Source organism: Thalassoglobus sp., assembly GCF_048270125.1.
Taxonomy (GTDB): Bacteria; Planctomycetota; Planctomycetia; order Planctomycetales; family Planctomycetaceae; genus Thalassoglobus.
Genome location: NZ_JBLWTN010000016.1, coordinates 110,045 through 130,375, shown reverse-complemented (window position 1 = coordinate 130,375; position 20,331 = coordinate 110,045). Strand labels below are relative to the sequence as shown.

General features: G+C 49.6%; 16 protein-coding genes and 1 other RNA gene. 5 read left to right on the top strand and 12 right to left on the bottom strand.

Translation table 11 applies throughout. The annotated features are described in order from the left end of the window. Positions 1 to 217 precede the first annotated feature (217 nt). Positions 218 to 313: signal recognition particle sRNA small type (gene ffs / locus ACN0YR_RS16970), an RNA gene on the bottom strand. 388 nt (positions 314 to 701) lie between these two features. On the opposite strand from ffs, the gene ACN0YR_RS16965 reads away from it, so the two are divergent. Both ACN0YR_RS16965 and nadD read left to right on the top strand, forming a co-directional pair. After that, entirely contained in the window at positions 702 to 1,175 is a 474-nt protein-coding gene (locus ACN0YR_RS16965) for a CBS domain-containing protein (RefSeq protein WP_197441741.1), read from the top strand. Between the two features lie 292 nt (positions 1,176 to 1,467). Next, positions 1,468 to 2,073, top strand: a complete 606-nt coding sequence (gene nadD, locus ACN0YR_RS16960; RefSeq protein ID WP_417850423.1) for a nicotinate-nucleotide adenylyltransferase — start codon at positions 1,468 to 1,470, stop codon at positions 2,071 to 2,073. Here the strand turns inward: nadD and ACN0YR_RS16955 are convergent. The 7 genes from ACN0YR_RS16955 to ACN0YR_RS16925 form a co-directional block, all read right to left on the bottom strand. After that, entirely contained in the window at positions 2,037 to 2,975 is a 939-nt protein-coding gene (locus tag ACN0YR_RS16955; RefSeq protein ID WP_417850422.1) for a GGDEF domain-containing protein, read from the bottom strand. The genes nadD and ACN0YR_RS16955 overlap by 37 nt on opposite strands. Next, complete coding sequence (locus ACN0YR_RS16950) at positions 2,968 to 4,317, bottom strand: 3-keto-disaccharide hydrolase (RefSeq protein WP_417850421.1); 1,350 nt, start codon at positions 4,315 to 4,317, stop codon at positions 2,968 to 2,970. Before ACN0YR_RS16950 ends, ACN0YR_RS16955 begins: the two co-directional genes overlap by 8 nt. A gap of 147 nt (positions 4,318 to 4,464) precedes the next feature. Next, positions 4,465 to 4,896: an ArsR/SmtB family transcription factor gene (locus tag ACN0YR_RS16945; RefSeq protein WP_417850424.1), complete on the bottom strand. Its 432-nt coding sequence runs from the start codon at positions 4,894 to 4,896 to the stop codon at positions 4,465 to 4,467. Positions 4,897 to 5,537: 641 nt separating this feature from the next. After that, positions 5,538 to 6,518, bottom strand: coding sequence for a hypothetical protein (locus ACN0YR_RS16940; RefSeq protein ID WP_417850420.1), 981 nt, complete (start codon positions 6,516 to 6,518; stop codon positions 5,538 to 5,540). Between the two features lie 30 nt (positions 6,519 to 6,548). Next, positions 6,549 to 7,304, bottom strand: coding sequence for a YebC/PmpR family DNA-binding transcriptional regulator (locus ACN0YR_RS16935; protein ID WP_417850419.1), 756 nt, complete (start codon positions 7,302 to 7,304; stop codon positions 6,549 to 6,551). A 53-nt stretch (positions 7,305 to 7,357) separates the two neighbouring features. Further along, positions 7,358 to 9,685, bottom strand: coding sequence for a tetratricopeptide repeat protein (locus tag ACN0YR_RS16930; protein WP_417850418.1), 2,328 nt, complete (start codon positions 9,683 to 9,685; stop codon positions 7,358 to 7,360). Between the two features lie 479 nt (positions 9,686 to 10,164). Continuing rightward, entirely contained in the window at positions 10,165 to 11,583 is a 1,419-nt protein-coding gene (locus ACN0YR_RS16925) for a sigma-54-dependent transcriptional regulator (RefSeq protein WP_417850417.1), read from the bottom strand. Positions 11,584 to 12,105: 522 nt separating this feature from the next. Here ACN0YR_RS16925 and ACN0YR_RS16920 point away from each other — a divergent pair. Continuing rightward, on the top strand, positions 12,106 to 12,876 hold the full coding sequence (locus ACN0YR_RS16920) for a (5-formylfuran-3-yl)methyl phosphate synthase (protein WP_417850416.1): 771 nt from the start codon (positions 12,106 to 12,108) through the stop codon (positions 12,874 to 12,876). Here the strand turns inward: ACN0YR_RS16920 and ACN0YR_RS16915 are convergent. Beyond that, on the bottom strand, positions 12,847 to 13,227 hold the full coding sequence (locus ACN0YR_RS16915) for a thioesterase family protein (RefSeq protein WP_417850415.1): 381 nt from the start codon (positions 13,225 to 13,227) through the stop codon (positions 12,847 to 12,849). The two genes, ACN0YR_RS16920 and ACN0YR_RS16915, sit on opposite strands and share 30 nt — an antisense overlap. A gap of 340 nt (positions 13,228 to 13,567) precedes the next feature. Here ACN0YR_RS16915 and ACN0YR_RS16910 point away from each other — a divergent pair, with 340 nt between their 5' ends. After that, on the top strand, positions 13,568 to 13,978 hold the full coding sequence (locus ACN0YR_RS16910) for a bifunctional nuclease family protein (protein ID WP_417850414.1): 411 nt from the start codon (positions 13,568 to 13,570) through the stop codon (positions 13,976 to 13,978). Between the two features lie 384 nt (positions 13,979 to 14,362). Beyond that, positions 14,363 to 15,511, top strand: a complete 1,149-nt coding sequence (pheA, locus tag ACN0YR_RS16905) for a prephenate dehydratase (RefSeq protein WP_417850413.1) — start codon at positions 14,363 to 14,365, stop codon at positions 15,509 to 15,511. A gap of 27 nt (positions 15,512 to 15,538) precedes the next feature. On the opposite strand, the gene ACN0YR_RS16900 is transcribed toward pheA, so the two are convergent. The 3 genes from ACN0YR_RS16900 to ptsP all read right to left on the bottom strand — a co-directional run bounded on the left by ACN0YR_RS16900 (position 15,539) and on the right by ptsP (position 19,671). Then, on the bottom strand, positions 15,539 to 15,979 hold the full coding sequence (locus tag ACN0YR_RS16900) for a 3-hydroxyacyl-ACP dehydratase FabZ family protein (RefSeq protein ID WP_417850412.1): 441 nt from the start codon (positions 15,977 to 15,979) through the stop codon (positions 15,539 to 15,541). A gap of 192 nt (positions 15,980 to 16,171) precedes the next feature. After that, a complete protein-coding gene (locus ACN0YR_RS16895; protein ID WP_417850411.1) occupies positions 16,172 to 17,773 on the bottom strand; it encodes an inverse autotransporter beta domain-containing protein in 1,602 nt (533 codons plus the stop codon). Positions 17,774 to 17,916: 143 nt separating this feature from the next. Next, on the bottom strand, positions 17,917 to 19,671 hold the full coding sequence (ptsP, locus tag ACN0YR_RS16890; protein ID WP_417850410.1) for a phosphoenolpyruvate--protein phosphotransferase: 1,755 nt from the start codon (positions 19,669 to 19,671) through the stop codon (positions 17,917 to 17,919). Positions 19,672 to 20,331: the final 660 nt, after the last annotated feature.

Genomic DNA, 20,331 nt, shown 5'->3' with positions numbered 1-20,331 from the left:
AACACATGCAAATCCCAAACCAACTTGTACACTAAAAGCAAAGTTTCAGGACCGGTTCTAGTAAAAATGCTGTTCGCCAAGAGGCAGAACGTGCAAACCAATTCGAATGATGCTCCAGCAAAGCAGCTGAACAGAGTTTGAGAGTGGGCCATCGATGCATGGCCACGACCTAACATGACCACGATGCAAGATGTGCGCAAAAAAAACAGGGAGGCTCAGAGACTACCTCCCAAGCACCTGAAGCAAAAACTTAAGGCTGCTCGGTTTCCCGCCTGACCTGGTTCGCTAATGCCTCACCGCAAGGAAGGTAGCCTCTGAACCTCCCAATGTGGGCGTAACTTATCGCAGTCTCGGCTGAGTTGCAAACCTTGATCTGGAAATAATTTAGTCCAATAAAACTTGCGCAGTTTTTCTAAAACGAGGAGATCACAACGGTTCTGACAGTCTTGCGGGAGTCTCTGAAGTCGAAATTTCACGGCAGCACGCGAGGCTTATTGGACGGTAATTGTGCGATTTTCATCAAAATTGCACATTTTGCAAGAATCCTCAAAATTATGTTTGAGAATCGGTTCTCAAATTTGGTAATATGTCAGCCAGCATGTCAAACGAGTTTCGATCTCTGTCTGGCGGTAATTCTACCGCAAAGATCATTCGAGAATTCAGTTCCCCCCCCCCCCCTGCACTTGATGAGAGGAGTTCACATGACTCATAACTCGCTTACCGCTCGTGATATCATGACACGCAAAGTCATCAGCCTGACTCCAGACCAGGACTTGTTTGAGGTAATGAGTTTACTGGTAAAGAACAAAATTTCCGGGGCTCCTGTTGTTGATCGAAATGGCCGCTACCTTGGTGTCTTCTCAGAGAAAAGCTCTATCAGCTTACTCATGGACGCTGCGGAACGTGGAACTCCCACAAACCGAATCGAAGCATTTGTTGACACCGATGCAGAGACCGTCTCACCAGGCACTGGCCTGTTGACGATTGCTCAAATGTTTATGTCGGCGCAATATCGACGGCTGCCTGTTTTGGAAAAAGGTCGCGTAATTGGTTTGATCAGTCGTCGCGATGTCCTCAAAGCAGCTCATCGGTTCATGGATCCCGTGGAACCGAGTGACTCCGGAATTCTGTACTTGAGTTCCACCCGAGATCGTTCCCAAGCTCCGGTTGCTTGATGCAGCCAGCCTTCGGGGTTTCAATGCCCGTGAAGTGTCGGTTCTCTCTGGAGGGCGCTGAACTTCACGAGGCAGGTTGCGAATACGATTTTAGAAAATGATTTAGAAGCGTTCTGCTTCTGCTCTTCCTATCAAATCGGAAGTGTTACTCCATTTTTCCCACATCATCTGTTATACCGCTCTCGGATCGTTTGTCCGGTACTGCCGCTTAGTCCTGATGTCAGTTCGACAGGCAAGCTCGCATAGAACCAATTCAAGTCCTTGATCTATGCCAGATGATGAGAAAAGTGTGATGAAGTTAGGCATTTACGGTGGGACATTTGACCCAGTCCATCTGGGGCATTTGATTCTTGCAGAAACTGTTCGCGAGCAGCTTTCGCTCGATGAAGTTTGGTTCGTTCCGGCATTCCAGAATCCGCACAAGCTGGGGAAGGCGACGACTCCGCCCAAAGCAAGAATGGAAATGCTGCGGTTCGCGATTTCGGGGAATCCACGATTCCGGCTATGCGATATGGAAATCAAGCGAAAAGGACACAGCTATACATTTGAGACTTTGCAGGCGATTCAGGAATTGCATCCCGATGCCGAAAAGCATCTGCTGATTGGGGCAGACTCGTTAACTGATTTCCCGAACTGGCGCGAACCGGGAACGATCCTGAGTCTTGCGAAACTTGTCGCGGTCAACCGAGGTCAGTCTTCAGTGGAGGTTCCAGAGCAACTTGACCCGAGTCAGGTTTGTCTTCTAGAGATGCCAGCCATCGATATTTCAGCAACACAAATTCGCAATCGGTGCGAAGCAGGGAAAAGTATTCGCTACCTGACTCCACGATCTGTTGAACTCTATATTTCAGCGAACCAGCTCTATGAAACGTCGTTTTCGGAATCTGAAACGACATGAATCTGTCCCGGCCCTGTTCGTTTCGCTGCGTACATTGCTTGATCTGCGCGGTTGATCATCTCGTCTGCTGAGTATTTTTCAGGTGTTGAAAAAATCGCGACTCCCACGCTCCAGGTCATCGGGTTTTCAATTTGCTCGCTTGTTGACGACAGAGATTCTTGAAGGGTGCGAAGACGATCGACGAGGAATTCTTCCTTTGTGGTTGAATACAAGATTGCAAATTCATCACCTCCCCAGCGGGCAGCGAATTCTCCCTCATTAAGTGACGAATCGATACGGTTCGCCATATCAACCAGGTACTGGTCCCCCGACAAATGGCCGTGAGTGTCGTTGTACGATTTAAACTCGTCGCAGTCGAGTAGTGCGATCGCGAACGGAGAGTCGTTTGATTGACTGGATGCTGTTCTCGACTCAACGTAAGTTTTGAATCGCGTTAAGTTCAGTAAATCGGTGAGCGGGTCAGAGCCCGAAATCGATTCACGATCATCAATGATCGAGCGGACGACGGTCATCAGTTGTGCCACGGCTCCTACGGAAAATGTAGCTCGAGCCGTTTCAACAATCGCTTGCTGGTGTAACTCCGCTTGAACGACATGAAGAATGAGCATCCCCACACATGTCATCCCCATTGTGTAAGTCACACCAGGCTGCTTGAACGTCCAGCCAGCGAGTGCAGAAAAAATGAGCAAAATTGATGGGCCGAGCTTTCCGGTTGTCCATCCCAAATTGCTCCATTGGAGGATTAACAGGCACCCGACAATGAGCAGGAAACTCAATACGGCAGAGTGGGGTTTCTGGCAGTGAGGTCCAGCTTGATTCCGGCAGGTTGGGAGACTGGAATCGCCTTCACGAGCACCGAATAAATCCCTCATTGTCTTGGTTTCATCCTGGGATTTACTCATCACCCTGTGGTGGTTTTGGATATTCAGCGATTTTCAGATTCCGGAATGACAAGTCTGTCGTTGGATCGTGACCTTGAATACTGATGTGACCACCTTCCAGCCGTAAGCCACGTCGGGGATTCGGATCTGGCTTGCGATCATCGACCCAGTCAACGACGTGGTAACCATCAACCCAGCAGGAGATTCGTGGACCGAAAGCGATTAATGTTGCATTGAACCATTCTTTATCGTTAGCGACAACGTAACGTGCATCGATGCGACGGAAGATGGCTCCGGTCCCTGCATTGTTGGGGCGACTGCGGTCCCCTTCGAATCCATTGTGGATCTGGTATTCGTACCCGTTTGAAGGATTTTCTTCCGTCCCTTCCATTGCTCTGAAGAAGAACCCGCTGTTGAGTTCATCTGCATGGCTGATGGCTTCAGATTGGAAGATGAAGTCTTGGTAAGTCTCTTCCGTTTCGATGAATCCAGCTCCGTCCTTGACGTGAATTTCGCCGTTCTCCACTTTGAAATCGCTCTTTGATCCAGGAACTTCACGCCAACCAGTGAGGTCTTTCCCGTTGAAAAGAGACTTGAGATTCAGAGGCTTCAGTAAGATTTTTCGAAACTCAATTTGTCCAGCATTCTTTTGTAATCCGATGCGGCCGGTCGCTGCAACGTTGTTGTCCGAGGTGTAATTCAGCACAACTAGGCCATTGTGCTGGACTTCGATTTTTGGACCATTAACTGCGACACGGAACTCATTCCAACCCTCTTTTCTTTCGACAGCTGTTTCTGGTTTTTGCCGATTCACCAAAGCTCCTGTCGAATACCCATCGGGGTGGTCGTCAGCGATATTCACCTCGTAGCATTCTGTTGCGATATCTCCCGGTGGGAATTGAGAGCGAAGAAAGAGACCGCTGTTTCCACCGGTTTTCATGCGGTATTCACAAACGAGTTCATAGTCTGTGAATGGTACGGTCGTCATTAAAGAGCCAATCGGCCCCGAGTCAGCGATGATTGCACCATCCTTGACTGACCAGTTGATTTCATCGTCAGTCGATTCCCATCCAAACAGAGAGTGTCCATCAAACAGGCTGAGCCACCCCGCAGCTTTTTGCTCTGCTGTTAAAGGGTTTTCGTAAGGAACTGGTGTCGTCTCGACAGTCTTCTTCGGTTCAGCTTTCTTGACAGGTTCCTGAGTCGCTTTTTTGTCCTGTTCAGGAGGTGCTTGCTGCTTTGTAGCAGTCGAAGCCTCTTCGGAGGATGTTTCATGCTCGGTTGTTGGTTGTTCCTTGGCGCAGGAACTGGTCATCAGCAAAGTGATCAACGCAACTGGGAGGAAAAGGCGAAGCGAACTCATTCAGAAACTCCATTGTGGCATCAAGTTGAACGAGTACGTATCGTAGCGACCGGCGAGAAAGAATCCGACCGTGAGCCGCAGTTCAAATAAAAAAGACCCCGCTCAATTCGCTTGAGCGGGGTCTTGATTTATCGAACCTTGAAGAGGTTATGCCTCTGAAGGAGTGTCTTGTCGGAAGACGAAGTTTTCGAATCGGAATTCGGAAGCGTTTCCGTCTTCAGTGAATGTTGTAAACAGTTTCCCCATGATTGTGTGGAAACGATTTTGTTGAATTGAGTAGAAGTTGTGCTTGCCATCTCGGCGTGGGTCAATCAGTCCTGCAACGCGAAGCAGGGCCAGGTGATGGCTGACTGCAGGTTGGCTTTGACCGAGGCGCTCACAAAGGGCGGAGACGTGAAGTTCTTTTTCTTGTCCGAGCAAGAAGAGAATTTTCAAGCGAGTTTCGTCAGCGAGGAGTTTGAAAACTTGAACGAGATCTTTTTCAAGAGCGTTCGAAATTTTAGGAGACTTTGTCTCCTGATCAGCCTCATTCTGGTGAACGGGGGTTTCAGCAACCGGTTCAGCAAATTGAGTCATCATGTGTTCATCCTGTTTGTGAGTACTGTGGTTGGTCAGGCTGCCTGCCTGACTTGAAGTTGAATCTGCTTCGGACTGGCTTGTCGGCCTGGAGTCCTGATCTTGTTCAGTAATTGGTTGTCGTTCAGCAGCTAAATTTTGTTCAGTTTTAGGGTGTTGTTCGGGTTTCGAACTTCGCTTCTCGGGCTGAGAAGAGGACTTATCAACATCAGGGGCTGTGAATTCCGTACGAGCCTCTGGATCTTGGGATTCGTAATTCAAGTGTCGCCTTTCTTGCGAACGTTTAGCGCAACTCTTTACGGGACAAAGCTTTGGCAAGGTGTCATGCCTTGCAGCCGGCTCTCAGCTCAGGTGAATCCGTGTCACCATATTCAGTGGAGAATTGCTATTGGACTTGGTTCTGCCATCGAAATTGTGTTTTCGAGTCATGGGATCAGTTAAGCAAACTCTATTCCCAATGAAACCTGAAACATGTCCATGGCACAAGTCATTATTAGCACCAGAGGTGATCGGGTCAATAACTTCCTATGGGAGTCCAATCGGATCTTGGTAATTCCGAAACGTGAGAGGATTCAATCTGAAATTAAAGAGACGTCACCGCATCATTCTGAGTGTATCACACCACAGCACTGTATCAAAATGATCTATTCAAGTTCTCCGATAAAGTGCAAATACGCAACGGTATTGAGAATCGCGAAGTAGGGAGTCAATAAGATGGCTCCTCCGACTGGGAAAAGACTTGAGATGAGTATTGCCCCAATTTTTACGAAAACCAGCACAAAGCAGACGGAGAAGTGCTTCACGGAGAGCCTAAGTGCTGTCCACAAACCGCGAAACCCGGAAACATTCTGGTCGACAACGACTCGACCGAAAGGCCACAGGAAAATTGGTGGAAGCAGGAATGGGAACAAACTCCAGTAAACAACCCCACCTGAAAAGATGTGTCCAATTGGTCCTTGAAAATCCATCGATTTATGAAAATCTGCTCGATCTGTTCGACACAGGTCCAAATAAAACCGCATATGTCCTATGGCGAACATGGACATCGCGATGCCCCAGCCGAGTCCCGATGCGATCAGGAACATGAAAACCACCAGTCCCGGGCGATTCCCAACTGCCAAAGCGGCTGTGCCACCGATGAAAATTGCCAAAACACACGCCACGATCGTTAAAACGGCGTCTGTCACGGTCACGATCAGGCAGGTTCCGAAATGTCGTGTATAGAGTCGCCACGAAGTCGACAGGATTTTTCCGACATCAACATCGGCAGGTTCATCGAAAATTGGTGTACCAACGCGATGGCTGCAGACTTTGCAAACTTTTTCGCTGGGAGATAAAACAGAATCGCAGACTTTGCAGCTTGTCTGGAGCTGTTTTTTCTTTGGAGTCAGGACGGGGACATTGGTCGAAGCGGAAGTCGGTTCGTAATCCGCTTCATAATCAGCCTCATCGAAATCTTCCGCATCACTCCACTCTTCGACTTCATCGAAGAATGATTCTTGCTCTGACTTGAGAGGAACCCAGCAGCGACCCCCACAGTGCGGGCAGGCAATCGAAAGCCTTGCTTTCGAGTCTGGAGCGCGCAGATAGGCTTCGCAGTGTGGGCAATAAAATTCAATCGACAAGGAATACAACTCCGGAGATCAACAGTTCGGTCACTCTTCTTCGCTGAGTGCGTTCATCACATCGTCAGCGATATTAAAGTTCGCAGTGACACTCTGGATGTCTTCGTTCGCTTCAAGCTCTTCGAGAAGTTTCAGAACTTTTCGAGCATCCTCAATCTCCAGGTCGACAGTCGAGTTTGGAATTTGTGAAAGCTCAGCGACCCGCGTTTCAATATTATTTGTTTCAAGCACTTCATTCAGCGATTGAAACGTATCGATTGAACAAGTGACTTCGTAAACGTCGCCCGCCTCCTGAACGTCATCGGCACCGGCTTCGAGAGCAAGCTCGAAGAGTTCATCGAAAGTGATGTTCTCCACCGGGATGGAAAAGAAGCCTTTGCGTTCGAACATGTACGAAACGCAGCCACTTTGTCCCAATCCTGAACCATACACTTCGAATGTTTTTCGAATCTCTCCGCCTGTGCGGTTTCGGTTTTCCGTGAGTGCCTCCGCCATGACAGCCACTCCACCGGCGCCGTAACCTTCGTAGACGATTTCCTGATAATCTTCACCGTCTAGATCGCCACAGCCTTTTTTGACAGCACGTTCGATGTTGTCTTTGGGCATGCTGTTTTTTCGAGCCTTGTCGAGAGCGTATCGGAGGGCGAGGTTCATAGCAGGGTCCCCTCCCCCGTTGCGCGCAGCGACGATAATGGCCCGGCTCAGCTTTCCGAATAAAGCGCCGCGCTTCTTATCAATTCGTCCTTTCTTGTGTGCGATGTTCGCCCAATGGGAATGTCCAGCCATGCTTATCAGTTCGTTTCTATTTTCAAAATGAGGTAAATCGTCGGGTCTGGATCTTAATCCGATTTCAGTTTTGCTTTGATCTCTTTGAGTAATTTTTCACTTGGGTGAGGTTTCTCCTGTTCAATTTCCAAGGCTCTTTGGAAGTTCTTTTGTGCCTCTTCATGTTGGCCAAGTTTTTCCAATGCGTCACCCAGATGATTAAAGATTGTGCTGTCGTCGCCGTTCTTCTGCTCAGTCGCCTTCGTCAGGTATTCGGCAGCTTCCTTGAAGTTTCCCTTCTTGAAGAGAACCCATCCCAAGCTGTCTAGATAGGCGGGGTTTTCGGGCTCGGATTCAATAGCCTTTTGGATCATCTTGTGTGCCTTCTCCAGGTTCTTGCCCTGATCGGCCCACAAATACCCAAGGTCGTTGTTGGCCTGAGTGTTGTCGGGATCGTCTTTTAACACTTGTTCGAGGATCGCCTCTCCTTTGGAGAAATCTCCTTGCTCAACGTAAATTGCAGAGACCCGGAAGCGGGCATCTTGCACAACGCTCTCATCTTCAGGGAATGACTGAATCACTTTCTGAAACTGCTTAAGTGCTTCATCAAGGTTGTGAGCATGATAGAGGATCCAGGCTTTCTGGTATTCCAGACGACCGTGCAACTGTTCAGGGGCGGTACGGATCGCCTCGTCAACTGTTTTTAACGCATCCTCTGTTTCGCCTTGAAACTCTTGTCCGTAGCTGAGGAAGAAGAGCAGTCGCCAACGGTCGGCTTGTAGTGTACTTGATGGGTTCGCCAATGCTTCGTTCAGAATTTGAACGGCCTCTTCATACTTTTTGGCATCCAGCAGGTATCCGCCAATTTCCGTGTAGAGTAACGTGGGAGGGTCGTTCCGCATTCCAATGGCGAACTTGTAAAACTCAATCGCTGCGTCCGCATTGTCCGCCTCGGTCGCCAGTTTTCCCAGAATGTAAGCTTGAAGGAATTCCAGGGAAGGTTCATCTCCCTTCTTGAGTGAACGTGCGTGGTCAAAGACTTTTGCTAAGAGCTCTTCGTTTTCCTTCAATGCGTCCAGCTGTGCTTCAAAACTTTCTGAAAGTGCACGGACATCTTCCTGCATTTGCTCAAGCGTATCCTCGTCGCTTCCACGCGGGATTCGCTGATAGGCTTTGGGGAGCAACTCGAAGATCTCTTCCGCATTCCCTTCTTGAATCAGAATCGTTAAGAGTCCGACTTGGGCACGCGGGTCATTGACCGATTTTTCCCCCTTAGAGAATAACTCTTTAGCCTTAGCGAGCTCTCCGTTTTTCAAGACAAGATCCGCAAGGAAATATCGGAGCACATCATTCGACTCATCGTTCTTGAGCAAGGTTTCCAGCCGGGTAATCAGTTCGCCTTCTTTGCCCAGTTCTTTTAGCAGTGACTCCAGCAGAACGTATGGTGCGCGGCCTCGTCCCTGTTGTTGAGCATCAAAGTATTCTTGTAAAGACTTGAGTGCTTCCTCTGGCTTTCCGGTCTGTTGAAAGACTGTGGCAAGGTTGAAACTGTGTAAGCCAGGTTTCGCAACTCGATGCTTCGAGGCTTCTTCATATGCTTTGAGAGCCAGTTCCGGTTTGCCAGCTTTTAAGAAGGTGTCTCCAAACTCATCAAAGTTCTGACCGGGATTTTTCAAGAGATCATCAAGATCAGAATCGTCCACTTCACCATTTAAAATCCGATTCATCACCAGTTCGTATTTCTCAGCCGCTTTATCAAAGTCTTTGTTGAGACGGTGATATAATCCGAGTCCGATCTGAGTGAGCAATTCCTCTTTCGACCCTGTTTGAATTGAACGTGTGCCGAGTGCTCGCTCCATCAGGTCGATCGCTTGGTTAATTTTTGTCTGGCGCTGATACACAGCTGCCATCACCATGACCAGTTCATATCCCTGGTCAGTTTGTTGAGCCGCCTGCAAAGCGTACTTCTCTGCTTCTTCCACACGTCGAGGGTTGGTCAGCAGCAATGGGATGATTGCTTTGTATGAATCGATAGCGCTCGGATCGAGCTTGATTGCTTGCTCAAACTCGTGGAGAGCCGCTGGAATCCGACGTCGCTCCATAGCAATACGGCCAGCCATGTATCGTGCGAGAGCTGATTTTTTCTTTTGCGACTGAGCAGAATCGGGGTTTTTCGGCGTCAACGTTCGAACGACTTCGCCAGTTTGCGGATTGACCATACCTTCAAAACGACTTGCTCGCTGAGGCAACTCTGGCCTGGGTGGCAACTTCGTCTCTGCGATTGCGCTGACGACAAATGCAAAGAACAACGACATCGCTATCGAGATTGACTGAAAAGTTTTACGAGATGGTCCCGTCATCATGATTCCTTTCTCGGTTTCTATGAACCGTGGATAAGACATGCTGAAATCATAGTCAATTCGATTCCAACTGACCAACAGGAACCTGATCGCAAAATTCTCGTTTTAGCCACCAACTCTCAGACGACGGGTATGTCCGTTTAAAGTGTCCATTGGATAGCGAGGACGCTGAGAAGCCGTGCGCTGGAGATCCCATTCTGGTATAAAATTTCTCGACGAGTCAGGCCAGAAAGATCTTTCGGGCGGCTCGAGTACCAGGCGATGTTTGTTCAGCGGAGCTGACCGAGCAGAATTGGTCACGGCTGGGCCTGAGAGTCAAGCTTCCTGCACGCAGCCTCCGAATTCGTGGAAGTGGCTTTCACGGAGAGATGGGAGAACAAACTGTGTTGACAGGACTGGATCGCAGGAACTGCACGATCACGTGAGCAAAGAGAGCTGAACCACGAAACCATTGTCCCGTCTGGCTCTCCGGGACGATGGTTCCAGGCTACGATGAAACGACCTCAGGTTGGCTGCTCGATTTATGCAGCGTCGGCCTGATCGTGGTTCTGGTATTGGTTCAGCTTGTTGTAGAGCGTTTTCAAAGCGATTCCCAATTCATCAGAAGTTTGTGGTTTATCGCCGTTGTATTTCTCGAGAGTTTGCATAATCACTTCTTCCTCAATCTCACGGAGTGTGAGTGGGTGAGTGAAGTTGGTGACCAAGAACGGTTTGTCGGTACTGCCAGCTTTTCTCGAAACGCTACCCGGAAGATGCTCCGGTTCAATCGTTTGTCCACCAGAAAGAATCACAGCATGTTCGACCGCGTTCGCTAACTCACGAACGTTCCCTGCCCAGTCGTGCGAACGCATCATTTCGACAGCTTTGGGCGAAATCAGGTCGCGCCGAACTGAGGCACGTTTAGTACATCGAGCAATCAGGAACAGTGCCAGTTCGTGGATATCATCTTTGCGTTCACGCAGGGAAGGCAAACGAATTTCGAAAGTGTTGACTCGGAAGAAAAGGTCTTCGCGGAAAGTTCCTTCAACGACCATGTCCTGCAAGTTTCGGTTCGTTGCACAGACAACGCGAACGTCAACATTGAACGATTCATTCTCTCCCACACGGCGGACTTCACCAGATTCGAGGAAGCGAAGCATCTTGACCTGCATTGATTTATCGAGTTCTCCAAGTTCGTCGAGGAATAATGTTCCTCCGTTGGCGACTTCGATAAGACCTTTGCGAGGAGTATCTGCTCCGGTGAATGCACCTTTTTTATGGCCGAAAAGTTCACTCTCAACGAGATTGTCTGGCAGCGCTCCGCAGTTGACTGCGACAAACGGCATTTTGGAGCGGGAACTGTGTTCGTGAATACTTCGGGCGACAACTTCCTTGCCGGTTCCGGTTTCTCCAAGAATTAAAACACTTGAGTCGGTCGGTGCGATACGTTCAACGAGAGTCTTGACTCGCTGCATTGGCTCGGTTTCGCCGATAAGTTGAGTCTTCCCACGGACAGACTGCAGCTCTGTTTCAAGTGCCATCGCACGGTTTTCGAGCGACCGTTTCGCCGCCACTCGATTGAGAACGTTGGCGATCTCGACAATTTTATACGGTTTGCGAAGGAAGTCGTAAGCTCCTGAGCGAATCGCTCGGATGGCATCTTCAATCCCGCCGTGACCGGTACTGATGATGATGTCTGTTTCGATCTTTTGCTTGTTGATGTGCTCGATGACACCCCAACCATCGACCCCTGGCATCTTCAGGTCGGTAATGACGGCATCGTAGGCATTTTCTGAAAGCGCATCGATGGCTTCCTGACCACCTTCACAAACTGTCACATCGTGACCAATTTGTTCGAGCTCGTCACCCATCACCATACGGATCGGTGCCTCATCATCGACGAACAGCAATCGCAAACGCTGAGCGCCCTTTGCGCTCGCGTCGTCAGTCCTTGACGACATATTGACTTCCTGTCGGCTGCAACGACGCACTTAGAAAATAAGGAGCACTTACAAGGCCTGTGGAAGCGATTGTCATTCAACCGAATGGCAATCATTTCGGTAGTCTTGTCAGCGGCCTAAGTTTGTCGGTCATGAATATTTATTGAATGAGATGAGTGTGATAACAGAATCGTAGAAACGTGGCAATTCGATTTCTTGATGGAAATCATGCCACCAGAGGCCCTTTTTGTAAAAACGTCTCTGATTATTTCGTCAGAAATCAAGAAATCACCTCAATCCTGCACCGACAAGGTTTAAATGTTACGAGGTTTGGACAAACGGGCACATTTGTGGGTGTGCAGATGCGAGAGAGCAACGTGAACTTTTTGCGGAGATGAAATAACCTGCCTCCTGCCCATATACTCTTCAATTGCATTTTTCAAAAAGATGCACGTGCCCTGTCTTGTGAAAATGAGTGATTCCTCAGATGAAAAGCACTCTTCACGGACACAAGAAACACGAAACTCTCTCATGGTTCTGAAAATGCCCCCCAAACTTCTCGTGAGTGTCCGCAATGTACAGGAAGCACGAATTGCTGCTGAGGCAGGCGTCGACATCATCGATATCAAAGAACCTCAACAGGGGTCGCTGGGGATGGTTCATCCCAGGGTTCTCCAAGAGTGCGTCGTCAGTATCCGGGCCGTCAATTCACGTTGCCAGTTAAGCACTGCCTGTGGAGAACTTGGTGAGTATGATCCGTTTGAACCCCCTGCTTCGTTAAAAGGCTTCAATTTTTTCAAAATCGGGCTTGCAGGGATGTGCGGAAAAAACAACTGGCGAGCCGCATGGCAGCTCATGCGGGATCAACTCGCTCCAGAAAACAGTGAGAAGACGCCACGCTGTGTTGCGGTTGCGTACGTGGACTCTGCAAATGCCAACGCGCCCGAGATCGAAGAGGTGATCGAAGCAGCCGCTGAGTCAGATTGTGCGGGCGTACTGTTTGATACTTTCCAAAAGAACGACATGCGGTTTTCTGATTGGGTCAGTGACAGCAGATTGAAGCGTTTCCTGAGAGTGATCCACCAACATGGGATGTTCTGCTCCATTGCTGGTAAACTGACCCTGGCTGATGTGACGCACTTTTCACAGTTTTCGAAGAACATGCCGGTGGCGGAGCCAGTAGATGTCATCGCCGTTCGCTCAGCAGCCTGTCTTCAAGATGAGAGAACTTCAGAGGTCTCTGCTGTGAGGATTCAAGAGTTGCAAGAGCGACTCAGAGGAGTCTCAGCGAGTCAATTTCTGGAGCAGTTTTGATCGAGAGACGAGCTTTCGGCGATGAAGACCTTTTGAAATCGGTTGACCATCAAGAGTTGCGTCCACCCGAAACAGCAAGTCACGTCCATCAATCTGGACGACCGTCGCCGAGAAGGTCACCTCATCGCCAATGAGAGCGGCACCCTGATGTTCGATTTCGACGGAAGTTCCGACGGTCAGTTCTCCATCTTCGAGGAAGGGGTGGATCAATTCCATCGCCGTCTCTTCCAGCAGCCACACTAAAAACGGTGTTGCCAGAACTGGCGGAAGTCCTTCGAAAGTGATGGTGTGGGATTCGTTGATCCGTCGCAGGGACTCGTGACGAACCCCGGTCTTGAGGCCTGATTTCATTTTGAAAGTTCAGTTTTAAGGATCGCGAACGCTTAGACAGAAGTGGAAGATAATACAGAATTGTATGACGTTCACGGGGATGACGTTTGTTTCGATTTTATTTCGCTCGAAAATGTGTTTTGGAGCAACTGGAAAGGTGGGAATTACTCACATTCGGAGGTCAACCCTCCAATTTCGGCGAGCTCTTTGCCACGAAACGCCCCTGCCACCTGTATTCTCTCTTTTCCCGGAGAGAAAGAAGTTCAGCTTTGATCGGAGTGGTCGTGGGGTCTTGATGTTCTAATTTCATGGTCCCTATACTGATGGATTCGAACAATCTCGAATGAGCGGAGATCTGAGCGTGCTTATTAAAATGGAACTTGCCCGAATCATTATCAGCGAGATCAATGATCATCAGGTCGTCTACTTAAGTGAGGTCGATGGAGAAAAACGAAATTTCCCGATCGTAATTGGAATTTTTGAAGCCTCCAGTATTAATCGCAGCGTGCAGGGCCAGGTCCCGCAGCGACCGCTCACCCACGATCTCCTGAAAAATGTGATCGAGGAAATGGGGGGAGAAGTTCAGGATATCGTGATTACGAACCTGGTCGAGCACACCTATTATGCGGTCATTCGTATTAAGCACAACGGCGAGATCATAGAAGTCGATAGTCGCCCCAGCGATGCGATTGCATTGATTGCTCACTATGACCCGCCATTGCCAATTTTCGTTGATGAAGAAGTCGTCAAAGCTTCAACGCTGCCGGATTAAGCATTATGTGGACATCCAAACAGTAACGATTAAGCCGCCGGGGTAGTTTGATCAGGCAGTGAGATCTTCAAAGCCGGTTTCAATTACACACTGGTTAATTTCGCGTAAGCTGTTTGAAGCCAGAAACTTGCGGAGAAACTGTGGGGTGGTTACGGCAAGCTCGCAAGCTTGACATCGGCAAGACCCACTTGTACAAAGCGATCTCAACAAGTGGGGAGACGGACGGAGAAAGGTTCTAAGGCAGGGATGCAGCGCTTGTTGATGCAAGCGTTCTTGACTACCCGTGGGCAAGAAGACCGGAGATTATCTCTCGCAGCGAGTGCTGTCTTCAGAGGGATGAGTCCACCGCGGGGCAAAATTACTCTCTGATTGAGACTGCATCCGATGGCAAAGAAAAAGACAACTCGACCGTCCAGTTCGACTCCTACTAAGAAGGCGGCCCCGGCAAAGCCTGCTGCCAAACCAAGAAGAGTGAACCCTGCGGTTCGGTTGAAATCCATCGACAAAGAGATCGTCAAGCTTCTCAATGAACGGTTGAAGCTCACGATCGGTGAGTTAGAACAGCTGACAGATCGCCGCGATGTCTGGTTTGATCCTCAGCTGGAGCGAGAACTTTGGGAGCAACTCGCTGGCTATAACAAAGGCCCCATCGATCAGGAAGTTTTAAAAAGCATCTTCCGCGAGATCCTCAGCTCAGCCCGGGAACAAGTCAAAGAAGTCCGCGTCGCTTACTTAGGGCCACAGTTTAGCTTCACCCACTTGGCTGCTTTGGAGAAGTTTGGCAAGACTGCCGATCTGATTCCAGTCAATTCAATTGCAGCTGTCTTTGAAGAAGTGAACAAAGGACATGCAGAGTTCGGAATCGTGCCGATTGAAAACAGCACTGATGGCCGCATTGTCGATACGCTCGATATGTTCACCCGGCTGCCGTTAAGAATTTGTGGTGAAGTTCAAATCGCTGTGCATCACAACTTACTCTCGAGATCACCGCGAAGTGAGATCACCGAAATTTACAGCAAGCCGCAGGCTCTCTCGCAATGTCGGGACTGGCTTGCACGGAACATGCCAAATGCTCAGTTGCACGATGTTACCAGCACATCGACCGCAGCAGCCCTCGCTCAAAGTAAACCTGGCGCCGCTGCAATTGCCAGTCGACAGGCAGCTGTCCAATACGGATTAGATATCGTAGCGGACTCGATTGAAGACAATGCGTACAACGTGACCCGATTTGCGATCATCGGTGATCAAGATACGAAGCCAACGAAGAGAGACCGCACCGCCTTGCTGCTGCAAATTCCGCACAGCCCCGGTTCGCTGACGGACGCCTTGAATGCGTTCAAAACGAACAAGATCAATCTCACCTGGATCGAATCATTCCCGCTACGGGGACCTGAAACCGGATACTTGTTCTTCCTTGATTTCGAAGGCCATTCGAAAGACCCCAAGATCAAAAAAGCTTTGACGACTCTCGAAAAGAAAGCTGTTCGTTTAGAAGTTCTTGGATCTTATCCGCGAACTGATATAGCGGAATAATATTTTGCTTCGCTTCGCTGCCAGTCCTCACGCACTTGGGTTGGCAGCGGAACATGCAAATTCGAGTCGGACCGTCACTTTGCCTGCGACGGAAACTTTGCCTTTCAGGAAGAAGGCATTTGAGAGTTGTTCAGTCAGCTCAACCTCGATGTCGAGCGTGTCGCCGGGACGAACCATTTTTCTAAATTGGACGTTATTCAATCGAGTGACGACCGGAACCTCACCTGTTCCCGTTTCCAGTATCTGGGCGATCAGGACTGCGCCTGCCTGGAATGCCGCTTCGCATTGCAGAACGCCCGGAAGAATCGGGAAGTTCGGATAATGTCCGCGAAAGACATCCAGGTCGTCGGTGATGAGTTTCCTTGCGTGGATGCTGGTTTCGCTCATCTCAACCACTTCATCCAACCACAAAAACGGGTCTCGATGCGGAATATGTTCTTTGATTTGTTCTTGGGTTAAACTTTTCACGATCACGTCCGTCGTCAGAATAAAGTGGAATGTTGTATTCAGAGTTAGAGCTTTTTGCTCTCTGGTGTGCACGTGGGGAACACGTTTTACACGTGAGGTTGCAGTTCACCACGAGTCAAAACCCGAATACCAATTCGAAATGTGTGAAACCGTCCTGCCGCAGATGTTGGGAAACTGTTTCATGACAGATCCTTAGTCGATGTCTCGTACCGGTGAGTCGACGAAGCGGCGGCGAAGTGGATCGAGCTTCTTGCGACTCCATTTCGGAGAAAATGGAATTTGAACATTCACAAATCCCCAGTACTGGTCGTCGCGGACTTTGTCGGTTGTGTATTCGACACCGGCGGTCAGACGAGACTGTTCTCCCAACCATGGTAAATCGTAACTGCGATACTCAAGCCGCGTGCTCGGGCCGCTCATCTTTTTGAATCCCGGAGCAGAGTTTTCAAGGTGATAGTATCCCACGAACCAGCGAAGTTCGTTTGAGTCGTATCGGCCCCAGTGGATAATGCGTTTACCAACTTCTGTATTGAATCCAGTGGCTGCACGTTCTTGATAAGCGTTGCTGATGATCGTTCCGTTGGAGATCCCGCTGGCAGACTTCGATGGTTTGCCACCCTCATTCGGGAAGTATCCATTCAGGCGAATGTCCCAGTCTTCAGAGAGAAACTCGAATCCAGTCGTAAACTGATTGAACCGATTTCGTTGATTGGTTTTGAGTAAGTCATAGTAACCATAGATTCCGAAAATCCACTCAGGTGAGATGAACGTTCGGTATCCTAAACCAAACTCACCTTGGCTGCTTTCTTTGTCGTCAAAGCGCCCACGAATGTCGGCAAACACGAAATCGATATCGTTTTGCCAAAGCGGAAGGAGTGTCTGAACATTTAGTAGTGAACGATCATTGCCACCCTTGAGTCCCAAATTCACAAGAGGGGAAATTTGATCGTATTCGATCGAGTCACATCCTGATTGAAATTCGTCCCCCTGATACCAACAGTCTCCACTGTAAATTGGGTCGTTGTAGAACTGCGTTGGCGGGCTGGCAAATGGCTGGTCGACAAAATTTTCTTCAGTGTCAGGTGCCAAGCCATAGTCGTTGATTCCCCAAGGTGGTGAGTCAACTGGGGCAACAGGTACAACGGGGTCGGTCGGCGGGACAGGTCTGTGTGTCTCCGCCTGAATGAAACTCAAAGGTTCCTCTGGAGGAGGAGGAGGTGCCAATGGGAAGTCCCTCAACTCACTCTGCACTGTCGTGGGAGCAGGTGTGGGATGAGATCCCGTCTGTTCGATTACGGTGGTCTGAATCGGCTTTTTAGATTCCTGCCTCACTGGAACCCAGGTTCCTCGTTGGCCTACGGGAACTTGTTTTTCAGCTGGTGTCGGTTTGAATAAATTCGGCGCCGCAGGGGGCGGAGTATGCGATTCAACAGTCAGTGTCTCATTTTGATCGACTGGTTTCGCGAGCGTAGGATTCTTTGGAAGCAGAGGAGCGAGTATAGGGGGGGCCGCCAGTTTTTTTAGACTGGTCGTCTGTTCCGACTGCATTTCCAGTGCTCGTCCAGGGAGTTCTGCAGGGGGAGCAGGTACAGGTTCTGCGAACTGGACCCGTTCAATCGTCTCTAGTTGAGCCTCCGATTTTCGCTCGATACTTCGTATGGGACCAGAAGGAGGTGGAGCTTCAATTTCATAGCGACGAATGAAGCGCGAAGGGGGCGGGGCGTCGCTCTGTGCATATGAGAGCGAAGCAACTTGCAACATAACTATGAGTGTGAGCGCAATCTTGATGCGCATGAACTCAACCTTAAAAATCAGGGATACGAACAGTCCTGATTTACTATGTTGCAAGGCCGATTCAGGTCAACGGAGGACCGTTGATTGGCCTGCAGAGCGGCATTGAACAGCAAGTTTCGCCGATTGAGAAATCGCATCAAAAGTTAGCGATTGCCCTCGGAATCGGGCAGAAATCGTTTCAATTCGCCACGCAAAAAGTTTTCAATATCGCGCGCAAGGTCAAGCTGATAAACCTTTTTCGCATGTTTCTGGCAATCCTCGATGGAGATATTGCAGATCAATTGTTTGATCAACGGGATCTTTTGCGGTGTGACGCTCAGCTGACGCAACCCCATGCCCAGGAGCAACGGGATGAACTTGGGGTCCGAAGACATTTGACCGCAGACCGAGACCGGCAGGTTTGCATCTCGTGCAGCAAAGAGAACCCGGCGGACCAGAAAGAGCACCGAAGGGTCCGAGGCGTTGTAATACTTTGCCACCGACGGGTCCGAGCGGTCAGCTGCAAGCGTGTATTGAATCAGATCGTTGGTCCCGATTGAGAAGAAGTCGACTTCGCGAGCGAATTCATCAGCCATGATTGCCGCAGATGGGACTTCCACCATCATCCCAACTGGAATGTCTGGATTGTGTTCGATCTTCTGTTCTTCGAGATCTTCACAAACGTCTCGCAAGACCATTTTCGCCTGCCGGAATTCTCCGATTGATGAGACAAGTGGAAACATCACGCGGACATTTCCGTGAACTGCCGCGCGGAGAATTGCCCTCAGTTGTGTCTTGAAGAGGTCGGTATGTTCCAGACTGACACGGATGCTCCGTAGCCCGAGTTCTGGGTTGGAGTGGTCGCGGTATATCGGCCTCATCGAGTCCGGAATCTTGTCCGCGCCGACATCCAATGTCCGAATTGTGACGGGAAGCTCCGGGAATTTTTTGAGGACCTTGGTGTAAGCGTTGTAGTGATCTTCTTCGGTCCGTTCTCGCATTGATCCGAGGTAAAGAAATTCGGTCCGATATAAACCAACTCCGTCTGCACCTCGCTTCTTGCACGTTTTCGCTTCTTCCGGAAATTCGATGTTCCCGCACACTTCGATGTCGACGTGATCTTTCGTTTGGACACGACCGAGTTTCAGTCTTTGCAGAGCAAGACTTTGTGTGCGGAAACGTTCTTGTTCTGTCAGGTATCGAGCTTGAGTTTCCGCATCGGGAGCAATGATCAGTCGACCTTCATTCCCATCGACGATGATCATCTCACCGCCAGAAATATCCGATATAAATTCACCGACTCCAACAATCGCCGGGATCTCTAAAGCCCCTGCTAAAATTGCTGTGTGACTTGTGCTTCCTCCGGTCTCTGTGACAAAAGCCTTGACGAACTTTGAGTTCAAACCGGCTGTCTCGCTGGGAGTTAAGTTGTGAGCTAACACGACGACAGGAGCAGTCAGGTGCGAGAGTTCTTCACGCTGTTCACCAAGTAGATGCCGTAGCAAGCTGCGCTCTAAATCAAAAATGTCGGCGGCCCGTTCAGCGAGATATTTGTCTCCCAGATGTTGCAGTTCTCTGGCGAATTTTCGCAGAACCTGGGTTGCTGCGTACTCCGGGGTTTGGTGCTGTTCGCGGATTAAAGACTCGATCCGTTCAAGCAGTTTGGGGTCGCGGACAAATTGAAGATGCGCACCGAAGATCGCAGCGTACTCTTTCCCTAGATGTTGCTCGGCGAGTGCTTCATTCGCGGAAATTTCTTTTGCGACATTCTCCAAGGCACAGCGCAATCGTGTGATCTCTGATTCCACAGCGGTAACGCTCAGGGTGTCGTCCGGGATTCGAAAATCCTCAACACCCAGCACAAAGGCTGGACCCATCGCCACGCCCGGTGAAACAGCTATTCCATTTCTAACTTGCATCGGACCTCAAAAAATTTATGACCACGTCCGCGGTGGGACTTTTCTGGACTTTCTGAATGCCCAGGCTTTCTGAGTGTGCAGGCCGCAGGACAAAACTCGTTAAAAAACTTAGAGACTGGACGTCACTTTATTCTGTTTCCCTGTTCACCGGTGTTTGCGTTTGATGAAACCCGTCCCCCTTCCGCGAGCTTGCGGGTGAAGGTCCATTTCAAACAATTCACGGTGAGTGGAAAACAGTCAATCGAAATGATTGGCGAGACCTCTGTATCATAGCAAAGCACTATTGTAGCAAACGAGTGAAAAGATGCGTGTCCAATGTCGATATCGGCAAATCTCGATGTGAGAGACGTTCTTGAGTCTGAGAGAATCTGAAGAATGCCACAAAGTAGAATCGGCAATCTGAATCGACTGGAGAGGCCAGTGAGTCGCCGCCAGGAGCATTCGGTTGCCGCCAGGAGCATTCGGTTATTGTTGGTCGCCGAAATGCTCTGCCTTGGCGGGACTGATTCCCACGAGTGAATTGTGGGCAAATGGCGGTTGGGCTGAAGAATTCAGAGCGAGTGAATCATCGGTTTCGGAAAGCCGGAGTACGAGCGGTCGCCTCTTCTTTGAAGTCTCTCTCTGGTTCTTAGCTGCATCCCCGTGTTCAGGAATTCATGA

Excerpts from the sequence above, each read along its gene's own strand:
- ptsP (WP_417850410.1), bottom strand. The coding sequence starts at position 19,671 with ATGCAAGTTAGAAATGGAATAGCTGTTTCACCGGGCGTGGCGATGGGT.
- ACN0YR_RS16950 (WP_417850421.1), bottom strand. The coding sequence starts at position 4,317 with ATGAGTTCGCTTCGCCTTTTCCTCCCAGTTGCGTTGATCACTTTGCTG.
- ACN0YR_RS16965 (WP_197441741.1), top strand. The coding sequence starts at position 702 with ATGACTCATAACTCGCTTACCGCTCGTGATATCATGACACGCAAAGTC.
- ACN0YR_RS16945 (WP_417850424.1), bottom strand. The coding sequence starts at position 4,896 with ATGATGACTCAATTTGCTGAACCGGTTGCTGAAACCCCCGTTCACCAG.
- ACN0YR_RS16920 (WP_417850416.1), top strand. The coding sequence starts at position 12,106 with ATGCCCCCCAAACTTCTCGTGAGTGTCCGCAATGTACAGGAAGCACGA.
- nadD (WP_417850423.1), top strand. The coding sequence starts at position 1,468 with ATGAAGTTAGGCATTTACGGTGGGACATTTGACCCAGTCCATCTGGGG.
- ACN0YR_RS16895 (WP_417850411.1), bottom strand. The coding sequence starts at position 17,773 with ATGCGCATCAAGATTGCGCTCACACTCATAGTTATGTTGCAAGTTGCT.
- ACN0YR_RS16935 (WP_417850419.1), bottom strand. The coding sequence starts at position 7,304 with ATGGCTGGACATTCCCATTGGGCGAACATCGCACACAAGAAAGGACGA.
- ACN0YR_RS16930 (WP_417850418.1), bottom strand. The coding sequence starts at position 9,685 with ATGTCTTATCCACGGTTCATAGAAACCGAGAAAGGAATCATGATGACG.
- ACN0YR_RS16955 (WP_417850422.1), bottom strand. The coding sequence starts at position 2,975 with ATGAGTAAATCCCAGGATGAAACCAAGACAATGAGGGATTTATTCGGT.
- ACN0YR_RS16915 (WP_417850415.1), bottom strand. The coding sequence starts at position 13,227 with ATGAAATCAGGCCTCAAGACCGGGGTTCGTCACGAGTCCCTGCGACGG.
- pheA (WP_417850413.1), top strand. The coding sequence starts at position 14,363 with ATGGCAAAGAAAAAGACAACTCGACCGTCCAGTTCGACTCCTACTAAG.
- ACN0YR_RS16925 (WP_417850417.1), bottom strand. The coding sequence starts at position 11,583 with ATGTCGTCAAGGACTGACGACGCGAGCGCAAAGGGCGCTCAGCGTTTG.